At 41.2% G+C, this 15841-nt stretch carries 15 protein-coding genes; 5 read left to right on the forward strand and 10 right to left on the reverse strand.

The annotated features are described in order from the left end of the window. Window positions 1–31 precede the first annotated feature (31 nt). The 4 genes from H5114_RS19590 to H5114_RS19605 form a co-directional block, all read right to left on the reverse strand. Complete coding sequence (locus H5114_RS19590) at window positions 32–229, reverse strand: DUF2986 domain-containing protein (protein ID WP_182723846.1); 198 nt, start codon at window positions 227–229, stop codon at window positions 32–34. Window positions 230–445: 216 nt separating this feature from the next. Continuing rightward, on the reverse strand, window positions 446–895 hold the full coding sequence (locus H5114_RS19595) for a hypothetical protein (protein ID WP_182698786.1): 450 nt from the start codon (window positions 893–895) through the stop codon (window positions 446–448). A gap of 186 nt (window positions 896–1081) precedes the next feature. Then, window positions 1082–1438 carry a glutathione S-transferase N-terminal domain-containing protein gene (locus H5114_RS19600; protein ID WP_124016024.1) on the reverse strand — a complete coding sequence of 119 codons (357 nt, stop codon included), beginning with the start codon at window positions 1436–1438 and terminating at the stop codon, window positions 1082–1084. Window positions 1439–1556: 118 nt separating this feature from the next. Beyond that, entirely contained in the window at window positions 1557–4907 is a 3351-nt protein-coding gene (locus tag H5114_RS19605; protein WP_182723847.1) for a DUF748 domain-containing protein, read from the reverse strand. 312 nt (window positions 4908–5219) lie between these two features. Between H5114_RS19605 and H5114_RS19610 the strand changes: the two genes are divergently transcribed. The 4 genes from H5114_RS19610 to H5114_RS19625 all read left to right on the forward strand — a co-directional run bounded on the left by H5114_RS19610 (window position 5220) and on the right by H5114_RS19625 (window position 7119). Next, window positions 5220–5615, forward strand: a complete 396-nt coding sequence (locus tag H5114_RS19610; protein WP_182723848.1) for a GNAT family N-acetyltransferase — start codon at window positions 5220–5222, stop codon at window positions 5613–5615. 135 nt (window positions 5616–5750) lie between these two features. Then, window positions 5751–6452 carry a DUF445 domain-containing protein gene (locus H5114_RS19615; protein WP_182723849.1) on the forward strand — a complete coding sequence of 234 codons (702 nt, stop codon included), beginning with the start codon at window positions 5751–5753 and terminating at the stop codon, window positions 6450–6452. Window positions 6453–6581: 129 nt separating this feature from the next. After that, window positions 6582–6932, forward strand: a complete 351-nt coding sequence (locus H5114_RS19620; RefSeq protein ID WP_182698782.1) for a VOC family protein — start codon at window positions 6582–6584, stop codon at window positions 6930–6932. Beyond that, complete coding sequence (locus tag H5114_RS19625; protein ID WP_124016260.1) at window positions 6907–7119, forward strand: DUF1289 domain-containing protein; 213 nt, start codon at window positions 6907–6909, stop codon at window positions 7117–7119. The genes H5114_RS19620 and H5114_RS19625 overlap by 26 nt, the downstream gene beginning before the upstream one ends. 41 nt (window positions 7120–7160) lie before the next feature. Here the strand turns inward: H5114_RS19625 and H5114_RS19630 are convergent, their stop codons facing one another. Both H5114_RS19630 and asnB read right to left on the reverse strand, forming a co-directional pair. Further along, a complete protein-coding gene (locus tag H5114_RS19630) occupies window positions 7161–7679 on the reverse strand; it encodes a GNAT family N-acetyltransferase (protein ID WP_182723850.1) in 519 nt (172 codons plus the stop codon). A gap of 109 nt (window positions 7680–7788) precedes the next feature. Beyond that, a complete protein-coding gene (gene asnB / locus H5114_RS19635) occupies window positions 7789–9453 on the reverse strand; it encodes an asparagine synthase B (RefSeq protein ID WP_182723851.1) in 1665 nt (554 codons plus the stop codon). Between the two features lie 538 nt (window positions 9454–9991). Here asnB and H5114_RS19640 point away from each other — a divergent pair. After that, window positions 9992–10387 carry an ACT domain-containing protein gene (locus H5114_RS19640; protein ID WP_182723852.1) on the forward strand — a complete coding sequence of 132 codons (396 nt, stop codon included), beginning with the start codon at window positions 9992–9994 and terminating at the stop codon, window positions 10385–10387. Between the two features lie 137 nt (window positions 10388–10524). Here the strand turns inward: H5114_RS19640 and H5114_RS19645 are convergent, their stop codons facing one another. The 4 genes from H5114_RS19645 to H5114_RS19660 form a co-directional block, all read right to left on the reverse strand. Then, complete coding sequence (locus H5114_RS19645; protein WP_124016016.1) at window positions 10525–12183, reverse strand: M28 family metallopeptidase; 1659 nt, start codon at window positions 12181–12183, stop codon at window positions 10525–10527. A 267-nt stretch (window positions 12184–12450) separates the two neighbouring features. Then, window positions 12451–13197 carry an HAD-IIA family hydrolase gene (locus H5114_RS19650; protein WP_182698777.1) on the reverse strand — a complete coding sequence of 249 codons (747 nt, stop codon included), beginning with the start codon at window positions 13195–13197 and terminating at the stop codon, window positions 12451–12453. Window positions 13198–13686: 489 nt separating this feature from the next. Continuing rightward, on the reverse strand, window positions 13687–14112 hold the full coding sequence (locus H5114_RS19655) for an Hsp20/alpha crystallin family protein (protein ID WP_220492620.1): 426 nt from the start codon (window positions 14110–14112) through the stop codon (window positions 13687–13689). Between the two features lie 616 nt (window positions 14113–14728). Beyond that, complete coding sequence (locus H5114_RS19660; RefSeq protein WP_182723853.1) at window positions 14729–15688, reverse strand: integron integrase; 960 nt, start codon at window positions 15686–15688, stop codon at window positions 14729–14731. Window positions 15689–15841: the final 153 nt, after the last annotated feature.

A 15841-nucleotide genomic window follows, 5' to 3' on the forward strand; every position in this document is an offset into this window, starting at 1 on the left:
GGGCTTTTTGTTACTAACAGCTTAATAGGTGTTAGTCTTTGTCAGTTTCCGAGTTAATGGTCTTGGCAGCAATTTGTTCTGCCGCTTCAGCTAACGCAATTTTTTCGCGTTCAGCTTTAGAAATATAACGCTCAACTGGCTTATTACTTGGATTCGCTGGCACGACTTTGTTCTGACGAGCCTTAGCTCGTTTTGCCAACTTTTTGATCATCTCTTGCTTTCTGTTCATCTGATTTCTTACTTTATAAACGATAAACTATTTATATCTTTGTAGACAATAAATAGCATATCAAAGCGTGATGACACTGGTCTTGGAGCCAACGGCACCATCACGAGAAAATTTGGAGGCTAATTTTAACTTAATTGCTTAGCTGGATATAGTGTTTTATCTAACTGTCGCATTATTAGTACTTTCAGTAGACTAAAAACATCACCGGATTAACGACTAATTAGCGAATTTTTTGATATCTTCAGCAGTAGCGCCATCGTTACATTCGCCACGAATTTCACCGCGTTCGGCTTCAACATAACGACTTAATTCAATAAAGCCAGCCTGACAATAACCGTTCATTTCGATGGTTTTTCTGACACCGATATCGATTTGTTGGTTCCATAGTTCGAGACGGTTTTCAGCATTACGTTGCTCAATGAGATAGCTTTGTGCATCTTGTGTACTGCGACGTATTATTCTGTCTTGCGGCGGGTCACTGGGTATACTGCGATCAAGCGCGGTAGCCAACTTTGCCTTGTAGACAAATAACTTAATCCCGTTGCCTTTAATTTCCGTGCTAAATGCATCGCGAAATTGGCCAACAAAATCCATTGGATCTGGTTCGCTCGCGCTACACGCGCTTAGCAGTATGATACTGCAGACGGTTAAGCCGAATTTTGACACACATAACCTCATTAATTCTTGGTTAAAAAATTTTGGCATAAACGCTGCCAATCTCATATTCACCATTGATTAATAGCCCAATAACATGAGTAGCAAAGAGATCCGCAGACGTTTATTCGCCACAGTGTTGTGATGCACTGTGGCTACATATTCGCTAGGTTGTCGCTAATTTAAGCGGATAACGCTTTAAGCGAAACGTTCGTTAAGGTAACTCGTAATGGCTTTAGACTCATATAACCATTGGGTTTTACCGTCTTGCTCAATACGTAAACAAGGCACTTGTAGTTTGCCGCCTTGGCTAGTTAACACGCTTTTGTGTTGCTCTTGTTTAGCATCAACTAAATTAATGCTTAGGTTTTGACGACGCATTTCACGACGCACTTTGACGCAAAAAGGGCAGGCTGCGTATTGATACAAAGCCAGTGATTGAGTCTGTTGATCGACAGTCGCTTGTTGCTCTTGCGGACGTTGGCGCTTTTTAGGGGCAAACACAAAATTTAACAACAAAATAATTCGACCTAAAATCCAGCGAACGATAAACATAGATAACCTCAATCTTAGCTATTAATAATATGACATGATTGCAAACGCTTGTTATGACTCGTTTGCAATGTATGCGCAGTCTACCCGATGTCGATAGCGGTTAACAGCTAACAACAGGTTATTTTACTTGTAGTTCAAGCGATGCTTCAGCGGCATCTTCAGCTGTGTTGATACGGCTCTCAAGTACAAATACTTTACCCGCATCAATACCGGCTTGATCGATTAAATAGGCTTTTACGGCCTTCGCACGCTGTTGTGCTAATTCGCCTAAGTCATCACGAGTAGATTGCTGTTGGTTTTTAAGCATATTGTACAAGCCTATATGCCAGCGAGTGATCAATTCGGCTTCTGTGATTTCTGGTGTTTGCTGTTTGAGCGTTTGCTTGATGTCCTGTGGTGGTTGTGACAATTCTTGCTCCGCCAGTTGGTAGAGTGCATCAGCTATCGGCCCTGTTGCAGGAAACTGGCTAGCAGATAAACTTTTTGGGAAATCTTTGAATTTAATGCCCGCCGTTTTAGCCAGCTTTTTATGCAGTTGAGATTCAGCTAACGCTTGTTGGTCGTTAATTAAGTCGACACTGCCTTTGATATTAAGATTAAGTAGCGGTCGGTCAATTAACGCTTTAGCCAGCTTGTCTAATGTGGTTTTTTGTTTAAGCGTAATCGTGCTTAGTCCATAATCGAAACTGATTCTATCCATTTCTTCATCATCACCCACAAGACCTGCTAAAAACGAAAAAGGTGAGGTGACAACCTTGGTAATAACATTGCCTAAGGCATTAATTATTATGCTACCAAAGCTAAAGCTTGGAGAATCAATATCCCCAGAAACATCAACGCCCAAATCAATCACGCCGTTGCGATCTTGCAACAACGCAACGGCTAGCGTAACCGGTAGGCTGGTGGCTAGGCTGCTATTACTAGGTTTACCTAGCTTGAGTTGATCAATCACAACGTGATTGCTACCGACCAAGGCATTATTTTTAAGTTGGTAGTTGAGGTCTAATGACAACAGGCCTTTATCAATATAATAGCCTGCATAAGTGCCTGAATAAGGGTTAACCGAGGTCAGTTCAACTTTATCAAAGTTTAAGTTAAGGTCGAGGTAAGGCTGCGCGAGTAATGGATTAACATCGCCTTTAAGGGTTACGGGTGCATATTTGTCTATTTTACCCGTTAAATCAACGGATGCTGTAGTTTCAGGATTCGATGATAAGTTGGTGATTTGGCCGTTAAGCATTTCAATGCCGGAAGCAAAATTAGGTGTTAAGGAGTTATCTGCAAAGAAGGCTGAGCTGTCTTTAAAACCAATTTTATTAATATTAAGCAGCATTTGCGCGGGCTTGGCAGTGGCGGGTGACTCATTGCCAGCCGATAATACAGCAGCTTCATCGGCGGATGTCGCTCTGGCATTACTGGGTTCAACGCCAACTTGCTTAGGGGGTGTTGCAGTGTCAGTTGTGTTGATTAATGCACTGATATTGGTAGTGCGGTCAGCGGAAATAATTAGGCGACTAAATAGGGTATCGAAGTTTATTTCATCGATATCAATTTTAGCTTGTTGACGATCAAACGCTAATTGGTTGATGTCCATGGTTTCCCATGTCAGCAAAGGCTGTTTTAAGACATTATCGTTAATATGCAATTGGCTGATGTTTGCGCTACCTGAGTAGGTCAGCATGTCCTTGGCATCGGCATGCAAACGGCCCTTAGTTGAAAACATCCCGTCTTCTATGGTCATATTTATGTACGGGGCGATATAGGGTTGTAAGCGTGATAACAACATGTTGCTAAAATCGATGTCCGCATCGACAGTTTGCGCGACGGCATCAATTTGCCCAACAGAGGTTAATAAGCTCTGAGCATTGATGCCTGCTGAAAGTTGATAATCAATTGGAGTTGATAGATCAGATTTCACGATACCGGTACTGATATCTATTGGGCCAATTTGCCATAGGATAATGTTATCACTGGCAATACCTTCACCCAGATCGACTAAATATTCTGCAATAGAGATTTTGTTGAGCGTGACGAGCCAAGGTGCGTCAGCGTCAACTGCTTTAGATACCGTTTGCGATTGAGGGGTTACTGAGGTCGTTTCTGCTGTAGACGCAGATAACGCTGTTGTATCAGAGCCAAGAGAGGCTTGCGTTTGTTGGCTAGTGCTATTGATCGTAGCATCGTCAGCATCTGTAGTCTGTTCAGTGGCAACCTCTGTGGTGAGCTTGTTGACTACCGCAACCGCCTTGTCTGTCACAGGGGCAGATGGCTCTGAAGTGCTCGCTTTTGTGGTATCGCTATTTAATGCTTCTGATGGTGTGTCATCTGTGCGAGTGTGATTTACGGTATCAACCTCAGTCGTCAGCTCAGTATTTTTAGGTAACAACAACGCAACGAGATCAGCGCCTGTCGGGGTGATCTTGAGTTTGATTTTACCATTTTCAGTGTGGAACTCATCAATATTCACGCGTTTTTTCAGGCTATCAAGATTGATGTTTTTTAACGCTAACACATCAATCGCAATTTTCTCATCTTGTTGATACAAGGCTTTAAAGCGATCAATTGTTATCTGCCCCTTGGTGACTTTTATATCAGTGATCGGGGCTAAGTTTTTATCTTGTAATATCACCTTGTATTGGCCGTTTAGGCTCAACATACCTTCCGCTAAATTCATGGCAAACAGTTGATCGACAACCGACCAATAGCGCGATAAATCAATGCCTGTAACATTAAGATCGCCTTCAATGGCCAATGGCGCTAATTGGAATTGTCCTTGCAGTGTCACTGAAGCTTTAAATTGATCTTCTATGCTTAAATTATAATGATTTACTTGCTCTTGCTTGTCGTTTAACGCGCTACTTAGGCTATTAAATTGGGCTAATGACACATTGATATTTGGATAATTAATGTGGGTATCTGTGACGTTGTCGTCTAGGGTAAATACGCCTTGTTGGAGCTGAATATTAGCAATACTTATCGCGGGGATAACACTTGGTTCAGTACTGGTTGGCGTTGGCTGAGTATTTTGGCTCAGGCGGGTCATAATATCGCTAAAGTTAAACACCACTTGCTGATCAGCTGCTTGCGAACGCGCCACCTTAATGGTGGGTTTCACTAAGCGGATATCTTCAATCACCAATGACCAAGACGTAATCGATTGCCATAATTGGATATTGGCATACACATTAGCTAATGACGCAAACGTTTGTTGGCTATTAAATTCATTAATCACCAAGCCAGAGATGTTGAGTTCTAAGGTAAATGGATTGATTCGAACGTCTTGCAAGGTCACGCTTCTGCCTAACTGCTCGGCTAATATTGCGGGTGCTTGTTGTTTGGCTATGTACGGAATAACGCCACCAAGAACAGCACAGCCTAATAGATAAAGAGTTAATCCATAAAGAGCTAATTTTTGTATACGAAAGCGAGAATTAATCGCTGAGCGCATCTGAGAGAAATACGAGGTCATATGAGATAATCTTGATGTGAAACAGTGTCGACAGTAGTTTATTTTAGCAAAAAAACGATCTTAACGAATGATTATTTTGTGAGTAAAACGGATTAATTTACATTTGTGGACATAGATGTTAGATTTACATTTAAGTTAATGTAATTGATAGGTTTTATGCTTTTCTCATTTGAGAATGTTAAGCGCAAATGCCCTGTTAATGACTTGTGTCGATATAATGTTGTTAACCTTGATGTTGTGATTTCATCATTTAACTCACATTATAATGGCGATATCTAAGGTGATATTGAACCCTACTTTCAAGGATGATAAATGCAAATCCGTCTTGCCTCGAGCATTGATTTAGAACCGCTTAGCCTGTTATTTGATCAATATCGGCAGCAATTACAACAATCCGCTGACTATCCCGCGTGTCATTCATTTTTGAAAAACCGCTTGGCCGAAAACGATTCGATGATTTTTGTTGCCCTCATAGATGACAATATTGTGGGCTTTATTCAATTATATCCATCATTCTCCTCAGTGCGCCTGGCACCTGTATGGCATTTAGAAGATGTATTTGTCCTGCCAGACTATCAGCAACATAATGTGGTGAGTCAAATGCATACAAAGGCCCAATTACTGGCACACAGCATGGGAGTATTATTGATTAACCGTCACGATGACGAAGCCTTCGGCGAGTCTGAATCGGATAGTTGCTTGGTGTAAAGCTGATCAGTTGAACAGTGGGGTATTCAAGTCTTTGACGACATAAACGATGAGTTATGTAGACCTCAGTTATTTTCTGGTAAAATAGCGCAGGTTTTTTATTTATTAATCATCATCTACGTTAAGGAAAAGAGATTGAATAAGAGCGTATTAACCAACCTTATTGCCGCCATTCTTATGGTGGTCGGGTATGTGTTACAGCAACACATTGTGATGACAATAGGTTTATTTGCATTGTCGGGCGCGTTAACAAACTGGTTAGCTATCCACATGTTGTTTGAAAAAGTCCCTGGATTGTATGGCTCTGGCGTGGTTCCGTCACGATTTGAAGAGTTTAAAGCGGGCATTAAACATCTCATGATGAAGCAATTTTTTACTCAAGAGAATATTGATCGCTTTTTGACAACCAGCAGTGCTAGCAGTATCGATTTAACCCCTGTGATTGAAAAAATTGATTTAGCACCATCATTTGATGCATTGGTGTCGACCATTGAAAAGTCATCGTTTGGTGGTATGTTAGCCATGTTTGGTGGCACCGAGGCGTTAATTCCGTTAAAAGAACCATTCATTGAAAAAATGAAGCTGTCTTTAGTGGAACTGGCCCAAAGTGAAGAGTTCAATGCAATTTTAGTTAATGAGCTTGAAAAACCGGATGTTATCGCCGATATGCAGGCGAAAGTGGCCAATATCGTTGATCAGCGTTTAAATGAGCTTACGCCAGAGTTAGTCAAACAAATCATTCAAGATATGATTAAAACCCATTTAGGTTGGTTAGTGGTATGGGGCGGTGTATTTGGTGGCATTATTGGTGCCGTAGCGGCATTGCTACAACAATAGTATCAAACCACGCATAGTTTCATTAGCAGAGTGACCAGTCCGATTAAGCCATCCTTCTATATGGACGCTACAGGTTAATTGGTGCTAAGCGACTGAACTAAATTTAAAAGTGCAATAACAGAGGTGAGCATGAGTCAGCATCATAGTATCAATTATTTAGAAATACCTGTGAAAGACATTATTGCCACTAAAGCCTTTTTTACTCAGGTGTTTGCTTGGCAGTTTCAAGATTATGGACCGCAATACAGCTGTTTTTTACGAGTCGGTATTGACGGTGGCTTTTATCAAGCTGACAGTCAATTTACCTTGGCAAAGGGCAGCCCGTTAATCGTTATTTATAGCCAAGATTTATCGGCTACAGAAGCTAAAATTATTCAGTCCGGTGGACAGATAACCAAAGCGATATTCAGTTTTCCTGGCGGTAGACGGTTTCATTTCACTGACATTAATGGCAATGAATATGGCGTCTGGTCAGAATAAAAATAACAGCAATAACAACATTGCCTCACCATGTGTGAGGCAATGTTGTTTAGATGAACAGGATGTCTGCTTAGGCTGCCATCGTACTCTCGATGAAATTTTAGCCTGGCATGCGATGAACGATCAGCAAAAAAGTGCCTTACTTGCTACATTACAACAACGCGCTAATGCAGGTAAAAAACGTTAGCTGAGTTAGTGTTGAGTCAGTGCTTCACTCATTGGGTTGACTTAGTCTGCAGTTATTTGATTGGTTCTTGGTTCAGTGTCGGTTCTAAACAGGCTAAATCCACGAGCTTGATAGTTTTGCAATGCACTAGGGTGATCTAAGGTGCAAGTGTGTACCCACACTCTGCGAGTATTGGGTAATTCCCATGCTTTTTCAATTGCTTGGGTCAATAAATAGCCGCCAAACCCTTTACCAATAAAGCGCTCTCCTAAGCCAAAATACACAATCTCTACATTAGCCTCATCTTGTTGCTGTAACTCAAAATATCCCGCGGGTGCGCCATCTTTATACGCCACAAACAAGTGTAAATTATCCGCTTCGCTGTATGCCTGCCATTGGCTATTGGTCCACGGTAGTCTATCTGTCCATTCCCATCCAGCACCGACAAACTCATACAGAAAACGGTTGAATTGATATTGTTTTATTTGTACTTCAACCACGGTTAACCCGTTGGCATCATGCTTAGGCTTCAATTGGCTGCGGTTGGTCATTTCAAGATTAAAAATACTGATGTCTGTCATACAAAGCCTTATTATTTTTTATTATCTTCATAGAGTAAGGTCTAATATTACAAGATAGTGCTAAAAAAAACACCACCCTGATTGGGTGGTGTTTTTGTGTGGTTAAAGGTTAATACGCGCTAGCGTGAACGTTTTTAACCGCACGACCAGATGGGTCGTTAATGCCTTGTAAGCTAGCATCCCATAACAGTGCTTCTGGTGTTGAACATGCTACTGTTTTTCCACCAGGCACGGTTTCAGCTGCGGTGGTTAATGGGAAAAACTCTTCAAAGAAGCTGCGGTAGAAATAGGCTTCTTTCGATTCTGGCGTGTTGTATGGGAAACGGAATTTTGCGTTGGCAAATTGTACGTCATCCACGTTTACCGCCGCGTGTGCCTTTAAGCCGTCAATCCAAGAGTAGCCAACGCCATCACTGAACTGCTCTTTTTGACGCCATACCACTTCCTTTGGCAACTTGTGCTCAAATGCCTGACGTAAAATATGCTTTTCGATGCGACCATCTTTGGACATCTTCGCTTCTGGGTTGATGCGCATTGCAACGTCGATAAACTCTTTATCTAAGAAAGGCACCCGAGCTTCAAGTCCCCATGCTGCCATAGCTTTGTTGGCTCGCAAGCAGTCAAATAAGTGCAGTTTATCAAGCTTTCGCACTAATTCTTCATGAAATGCCTGAGCGTTAGGCGCTTTATGGAAATACAAGTAACCACCAAATAACTCGTCAGCTCCTTCGCCAGATAACACCATTTTAATGCCCATTGCTTTAATTTTTCGTGCCATTAAATACATTGGTGTTGCCGCACGAATGGTGGTGACGTCGTATGTTTCAAGATGGTAAATCACTTCTTTAATTGCATCTAGACCTTCTTGGAAGGTATACACAATAGGGTGGTGAATAGTGCCAATGGCATCGGCCACTTTTTGCGCCGCAACTAAGTCTGGAGACTCGGCTAATCCAACAGCAAATGAATGCAGTTGTGGCCACCATGCGCCGGTTTCGCCGTCGTTTTCAATACGGTGCTTTGCATATGTTTGCGTAATAGCAGAAATCACTGATGAATCTAAGCCACCAGAGAGTAATACACCATAAGGTACATCAGACATTAACTGGCGTTTTACTGCAGCTTCTAATGCTTCACGTAATTTTTCAATGCTGGCTGGGTTGTCTTTAACCGCATCAAAATCACGCCAATCACGCTGATAATACTGTGTTGGCTGACCATCGGCAGAATATAAGTATTGGCCAGGGTAGAACTCAGCAACTGTTTTACACACAGGCATTAATGCTTTCATTTCTGAGGCAACATAGAAGTTACCCGACGCATCATGACCGGTATAAAGCGGGATAATTCCCATATGGTCACGACCTATTAAGTAAGTGCCTTTGGCTTTGTCATACAGTACAAATGCAAAGATGCCGTTAAGTTTATCTAAAAAATCACAACCGTATTCTTGGTAAAGTGACAAGATCACTTCGCAATCTGAGTTGGTTTTATATTGGTATTTTTCACCTAGCTGTGCTTTTAACTGCTTGTGGTTATAAATTTCACCGTTTACGGCTAACACTAAGTTGCCATCAAAACTGATAAGTGGTTGTGCTCCGTGGTCAACGTCAACAATTGATAAACGTTCATGAGCTAAAATAGCTTGGTCATCAGCATACACACCAGACCAATCTGGACCACGGTGACGCAGTAGTTTTGACATTTCTAACGCCACTTGGCGCAGTTGGCTTGCATCAGTTTTGATGTCTAAAATCGAAAATATTGAACACATAATACGGCTCCAGCAGCGTTGGCTAATCTTTATCTGGTTCCTACTCTGCCAGCATTTTCGTTAACTGCCAAGCTTGTTTTTTAAGATAACGTCATAAAAATGTCTATTTTAGTGATTTTATCTCTTTTAAATATCTTTTTAATTGATAAATATTTATTAAAAATGCTTTTTTGTTGATGCATGTTTATTTTATTGGCTATTGTGGCTATTTTTTTTAAGATTTCACAATCAAATACCACTAAACACGATTATTGCACTAAGCTAGTGCGCTTGCTGTTTATTTGTGCAATAACGGTCTAAGTTGTCCTTTATGTTGCTTAATTTTATTGGTAAAAGCGCCGCTTAGGATATTTTATGATCTATATTACCCCTCTAGATTGAGCCTCTATGGTAATCATTCAGATCAATATCAGTGTCTAATAAGACTAAGCTGAACGACACAAGATTAAGGGCTAAACAGCTGAATAGATGAGTATGGCATTCGTTTGAACGTTCTGTTGTTAACGTAAGTTGAGTGATGGTTTTTGAGGAGAATACCGTGGTTGGTGAAACAGATTTAGCTAAGTTACTGGCATCAATGTCGCCGATATTATTAGCAGATGAATACGTTTTTTGTTCGGTACCGGGTCAATATTGTGATTATCAAACTTTATCGCCGCTGGCAACATTTCGTGAAACGGAAGGGTTGACTTTAGTGCTAACCAAAGCGGCTGCTATTGCTGGTGGCTTAGCATTTGAATCCGTGTTTAAGGGGATTACCTTAACGGTGCACTCTAGTCTTGATGCCGTTGGGTTAACGGCAGCGGTAGCTCATAAACTCTCAGAAAAGGGCATTAGTGCTAACGTGATTGCGGCCTACTATCACGACCATATTTTTGTGCAAACAGAAAAGGCCGCTTTAGCTATTGAGGCATTAAATGAGTTTGCTGTTTAGGGCTTTTATCTGATTGATGACCTTTGTTTTAAGTAGGTTAATAACAAAATAAGAATCATCATAAAAACCATCATAAAAAAGCCCATCAAATAGATGATGGGCTAATCCTTGGGCGGGAAGGAACTGGGGTTATAGGCTTAATCTGCAGGGCGTAACTGATTAAATTCAGAAGCTGCAAAGTATCCTGGCCAATCTTGGTTATTGGCTAATTCAGCTGCAGCTTGGTAATACACACCTAAATCTTGTAACGCACCGGATAAATCCCATTCAGGGTGATAATAATCACACACGTTATGGTAACAGCCTTTCATTTTCACCATCATTGACGCTTTGTATTGTGCCGTTGCATCATCAAGGGGATCATTTCCTCCTCCGGCAAACACAGCAGGGACACCTAACTTGGCAAAACTGAAGTGGTCTGAACGGAAAAAACCGCCTGATGCAGGGTTAAGTTCGCCTTGGCTAATGCGATTTTGTTTAGCAACGGCGCGGTCTAAATAGTTTTCTAATTCTGACTGGCCTTTACCGACGATAGTGTAATCTTTGGTTTTGCCGTAAACATTGGTACTGTCGAGATTAAATACTGCCACCGTTTTATCAATAGGATAAATCGGGTTAGCCGCATAGTAGCGTGAGCCTAATAAGCCTTGTTCTTCACCAGTAGTGGCAATAAAGGTTAATGAGCGGGCTAAGCCTTGACCTTGTTTGGCGCGCTGGGCAAATTGGCGGGCAATTTCTAAAATACCTGCAGTACCGGAAGCGTTATCTAATGCACCATTGTAAATTTGGTCACCGTCTTTGGTGTCATCTTTACCTAGGTGATCCCAGTGAGCGGTGAATAAAATCTGTTCATCGGTTTGAGTGGTGCCAGGTAAGGTAGCAACCACATTATAACTGTCGGCGAACTCCGCTTTGTTAGCAAATTCAATGCTAGCTGTTTGAGCTAAATCGACATTAAGTGAACTGTTGGCCGCACGATCCATTAACGAGGTTAACGACAGGCCTGCTTTGTCAAATAAGGCTGTTGCGCTGTCTAAGGTTAGCCAACCTTCAACTTGAATGCGCTGATCTTGCTCCGCCTGGCTCAATACTAGATCTTGTTGTGGACCGGTCCAGCTATTTTCGACAACCGACCAAGGGTAAGAGGCCGGTTCAGTTTCATGGATAATGATTGCGCCTAATGCACCTTGGCGACTGGCTTCTTCAAACTTATAACTCCAACGGCCATAGTAAGTCATCGCTTTACCATTAAACTTGGCCCCTTCAGGATGTGCAAAACCAGGGTCATTGACCAAAATGATGGCGATTTTGCCTTTCATATCGAGATCTTGGTAATCATTCCAGCCATATTCAGGCGCATTAATACCGTAACCAACAAACACCAATGGCGCATCTTTAATGCTCACTTGCTGGTTATTGTGACGACTGCTAAGCACAATATCCTGACGATATTGCATCTTAATACCTGCTAAATTCACCTGCTGTTTTTCGCTGGCGGTATAACTCACCATAGGCACAGGTTGCAGAAAACTGCCTTTATAAGCGCCTTTAAGGCCCATTTGGGTGAAAGCTGCAGATAAATACTCTAGGGTCAGTTTTTCGCCTTGAGTTGTGGGAGCACGGCCTTCAAATTTATCAGAGGATAATGTTTCGATATCCGTTCTAAAACGTTGTTCATCGAAGGTAACAGCAGCGGTTTGGGTTGCGCTGACTTGCTCAGTCGAAGCGTGTTTAACATCTTCACTGTTACATGCTGTTAGTAAGGCAATGGCGCAAAAAGGAAACAATCGTTTCATGCTATGTCCTGTTATTATTTTTAGTTTTATTTCAGACAAGCATAATGAGCCAAGCCAGTGCTTGAAAACAAGGTCACTGGCTTGGAAATATGTTACCTAATGTAAATTGTGGTGACAGCAAGTCAGCTTATTAACTAATTGATCTTATTGGACTGGAGCAAAAGTTTCTCGTGCTAACTCGCATAGATTAGTGATGAGACCGATAGGCTTCTTGTCATTAAACATATGCTTAGACATGTGAGACGCAATCTTATAAAACAATTGTCACTAAACGATATCAATATCACCAGCACATGCAAACACATGATTTGGTCTGAAAGGTTCTTTATCAATATCACTCATTTGGCTTACACCACTGGTAACCAAAATGGTTTCTAGACCCGCTTGGAAGCCTGCTAAAATATCGGTGCGCATATTGTCGCCAATAATGACAGTGTTTTCAGAGTGTCCCTGAATATGATTTAACGCAGAGCGGATAATCCACGAGCTAGGTTTACCCACATAAAATGGCATTTTACCTGTAATACGCTCAATGGCTGCACACAAGGCGCCACAAGCAGGGCTAAATGCTGGGCCGTGGGTGTCTGGATTCGTGGCAATAAAGCGGGCACCGCCAGCAACGAAACGCGATGCTTTATGGATCATGTCCCAGTTGTACGAGCGAGTTTCACCGACTATGACAAAGTCTGGATTAATATCGGTTATAGTGAAACCTGCATTATACAACTCATGGGTCAGCGCACCTTCACCGATCACATAGGCTTTGCTGCCATTTTGGTGTTTCAAAAAGTCGGCCGTGGCCATCGCTGAGGTATAAAAACAGGTTTCTGGTACATTAATACCTGCAGCGCCAAGTCGGTTTTGTAAGTCTTTACCCGTTTGAACGGGATAATTAGTGAGAATAACCAGCGGATTGCCTTGTTCAAGTACGCGATGAATAAACTTGTCGCTTCCAGGAATTAGCTTGTTGTCGTGCAGTAACACACCATCAATATCGCAAATAATATTTTTCATTCAGTCATTTCTTCCTTCAAATACAACCTGCTTACATCTAATGCTAATTCAATTAAGAAAACAACGATTAAATACAAAAAGTACCTGTTTGGTGATTGATTTACTGTATTGTGAGCAAGGGGATAGATTATCGGATAGGGGGGATTAGGCTTTTTGTTACACACTCGGCTAGCTGTTGATGGATATGGTCTGCGACCACGAACATAGTGATTTTCACTCAAACCAGAGCAAAAGGAAACCAGCGGCTGTGTCTTCTTAACTTTGTTTAAAGAATTAGCTCAGCCACTTGAATCGCTCCCATTGGGAACGATATTTGTGAAGACCGTCGATAGTGAGCCCGCTTCAAGTTGCTCTCCCGTTGCAAGAAAACAACTACAACTTTGTTAATCGAGAAATGCAAATGATGACTTCAAATGAAGTTAGTACCTCCCCATGTAGTGGTCAAAAGATTTTGACCACTACATAATCTTAAATTTCATACTTGATAGATTATAAGATGGGTATTTTTTTGCTTTCAACAGCTTTTACATTCTCTTTTGGCACTTGAAGATTAAGCACTCCATTTTTAAAAGAGGCTTTTATATCTGCTTCATTTGGCCTGCAATTAAGGGTAAAACTGCGCACATACTTACCAGAGCGACGTTCTTTTCTGATCACACGTCCATCTTCTTTTTCTTCATTCTCTTCAGCTGTAGTCGCTTCAATGGTGAGTAAATCACCATCAAGTGTGACATGAAGATCCTTTTTTTCTACACCCGGTAAATCAGCATTAATTTCATAGTGATCAGCTTTATCATTGATGTCCACTCTTGGACTAAAAAAATCCAAGTCCTTTGTGCTTTCAAACATAGGGGAATAGAAGTTGTCAAAAATATCAGTCATATTAAATAGAGAGTTTCTAGGAATTAAGTTCATAATAAAAATCTCCTTTTAGAGGGGGGAACTGTTCATCACGTTGATTTAGACCAACAATCAACATGACGAAATCTTATATATTGCAGATTAATCATAACGGTTAAATAATGTACGCAGTATGATGCAGATCAAATATCTGCTCAAAATGTGATGTTAATCTATGCTGTTGTTTATTATGTTAATTATTTTTAGTTGCAGGTTTAGAACATACTTTTAATTATTAGAATGATATGGCTTAGAACACCCAGGTATATCTATTCATTTCCGAGTTAGTTGCTTGCATATTTCAGCTCCATAGTAAGCTACTCGGGTAATCCTCAACGAGAGTTACTTGGTATGTTATGGTTTTATGAAATGACTGAAAATTGTGTGTGTAGCCTTAGGTTTTCTTATCATTTCTCACTGGCTGCACTCCATCGTATTCATTAAAAAGTCTCCAATATCTTCAAGTTCAGAGTTGAATTTGTCCATTTTCAATTAAGTAGGCAAACTCATTTATGCCTCATTATGATTTAGAACAATTACTCATTCGAACTTTGTGTTTCTGTGTTTGCCTCATATTTACTAATGCGGAAAGCAAAAGATAAGGCCCTAGTAAGTTGTTTTGTAGTATGCCTTAAAGACTGTCAAGAGGACTTATGACCCCAGTATGATGGCCACCAATCACATGGGTATATATCTCGGTCGTTTTGACATCACTGTGTCCCAATAACTCTTGGATGGTACGAATGTCATGGCCTTTGAGTAATAAAGATGTTGCAAATGAATGGCGGAAAGTATGGGCGGTAACGCGCTTATCTATACCACAGTTAGTGGTAGCTTGCCTTAATGCACGTGAAAAAGCCGTTGGATGAATATGGTGTCTGCACACATAGTTGTCACTTGGGTGCATACAGCGGCGGCTAGCAGGAAAGAGATATTGCCAATGAAACTTAGAGGCGTTACTGCGGTATTTTCTGATTAGAGAGATGGGCAATGAAGCAAGTCCAAAGCCATCTGACAAATCCGCCTCGTGGAGCTTTTTTACCTGTTTCATTTGTGACTTTAGAACATCAATCAATCCATTAGGTAGCATACAAACTCGATCTTTTTGCCCTTTACCTCGGTACACAAAGATAGATTTAGTGGTTAGATCAATATCTTTTACCCTAAGTTTTAAGGCTTCCTTTAATCTTAGCCCTGAGCCAAATAGGATGGCACCAATTAAATAGTGGTAGCCTGACAAATTGCTGATGATCAGTTTTGCTTCTTCGTTAGACAATACCTGCGGTATTCGTTTAGGGGCTTTTGCATAGGGAAATTGTAACTCATTGGGCTCAATTTTTAACACATGGCGACAAGCAAATACAATGGCACATAGAGCCTGTTTCTGGGTGCTCGCCGACACTTCGCACTCCACTGCTAAAAAACAGAGAAATTGTTCAATCAAAGCGGGGGTTATATCAGCGCCATGACGAATATTGCAATGTCGAATGAAATTGCGGTTCCAATAGAGGTAGGATTTTTCTGTTTGATAGCTGTAATGGCGTACCCTGATCTCTGTCCGTATAGCCTCCAAAAATGTTAATTGCCCCATAACCGTTACCTTACCAATGCACTGTGTTTATATAAGGGCTATCCATTTAGCGCCACCAGTGTCAATATGTAGTGATGAAAACTTCATCGTATTTATTAAAAGCTGGTGTAGATTACCCTACAAGTTGGGGCGAATTTGTTGATTGGTTTCATG

Source organism: Shewanella sp. SR43-8, assembly GCF_014163775.1.
In the GTDB taxonomy this organism is placed as follows: Bacteria; Pseudomonadota; Gammaproteobacteria; order Enterobacterales; family Shewanellaceae; genus Shewanella; species Shewanella vesiculosa.

What these genes read in the sequence shown, in the direction of transcription:
- H5114_RS19590 (WP_182723846.1), bottom strand. Translation starts at nt 229, where the DNA reads ATGAACAGAAAGCAAGAGATGATCAAAAAGTTGGCAAAACGAGCTAAG.
- H5114_RS19600 (WP_124016024.1), bottom strand. Translation starts at nt 1,438, where the DNA reads ATGTTTATCGTTCGCTGGATTTTAGGTCGAATTATTTTGTTGTTAAAT.
- H5114_RS19605 (WP_182723847.1), bottom strand. Translation starts at nt 4,907, where the DNA reads ATGACCTCGTATTTCTCTCAGATGCGCTCAGCGATTAATTCTCGCTTT.
- H5114_RS19610 (WP_182723848.1), top strand. Translation starts at nt 5,220, where the DNA reads ATGCAAATCCGTCTTGCCTCGAGCATTGATTTAGAACCGCTTAGCCTG.
- H5114_RS19620 (WP_182698782.1), top strand. Translation starts at nt 6,582, where the DNA reads ATGAGTCAGCATCATAGTATCAATTATTTAGAAATACCTGTGAAAGAC.
- H5114_RS19625 (WP_124016260.1), top strand. Translation starts at nt 6,907, where the DNA reads ATGAATATGGCGTCTGGTCAGAATAAAAATAACAGCAATAACAACATT.
- H5114_RS19630 (WP_182723850.1), bottom strand. Translation starts at nt 7,679, where the DNA reads ATGACAGACATCAGTATTTTTAATCTTGAAATGACCAACCGCAGCCAA.
- asnB (WP_182723851.1), bottom strand. Translation starts at nt 9,453, where the DNA reads ATGTGTTCAATATTTTCGATTTTAGACATCAAAACTGATGCAAGCCAA.
- H5114_RS19645 (WP_124016016.1), bottom strand. Translation starts at nt 12,183, where the DNA reads ATGAAACGATTGTTTCCTTTTTGCGCCATTGCCTTACTAACAGCATGT.
- H5114_RS19650 (WP_182698777.1), bottom strand. Translation starts at nt 13,197, where the DNA reads ATGAAAAATATTATTTGCGATATTGATGGTGTGTTACTGCACGACAAC.
- H5114_RS19655 (WP_220492620.1), bottom strand. Translation starts at nt 14,112, where the DNA reads ATGAACTTAATTCCTAGAAACTCTCTATTTAATATGACTGATATTTTT.
- H5114_RS19660 (WP_182723853.1), bottom strand. Translation starts at nt 15,688, where the DNA reads ATGGGGCAATTAACATTTTTGGAGGCTATACGGACAGAGATCAGGGTA.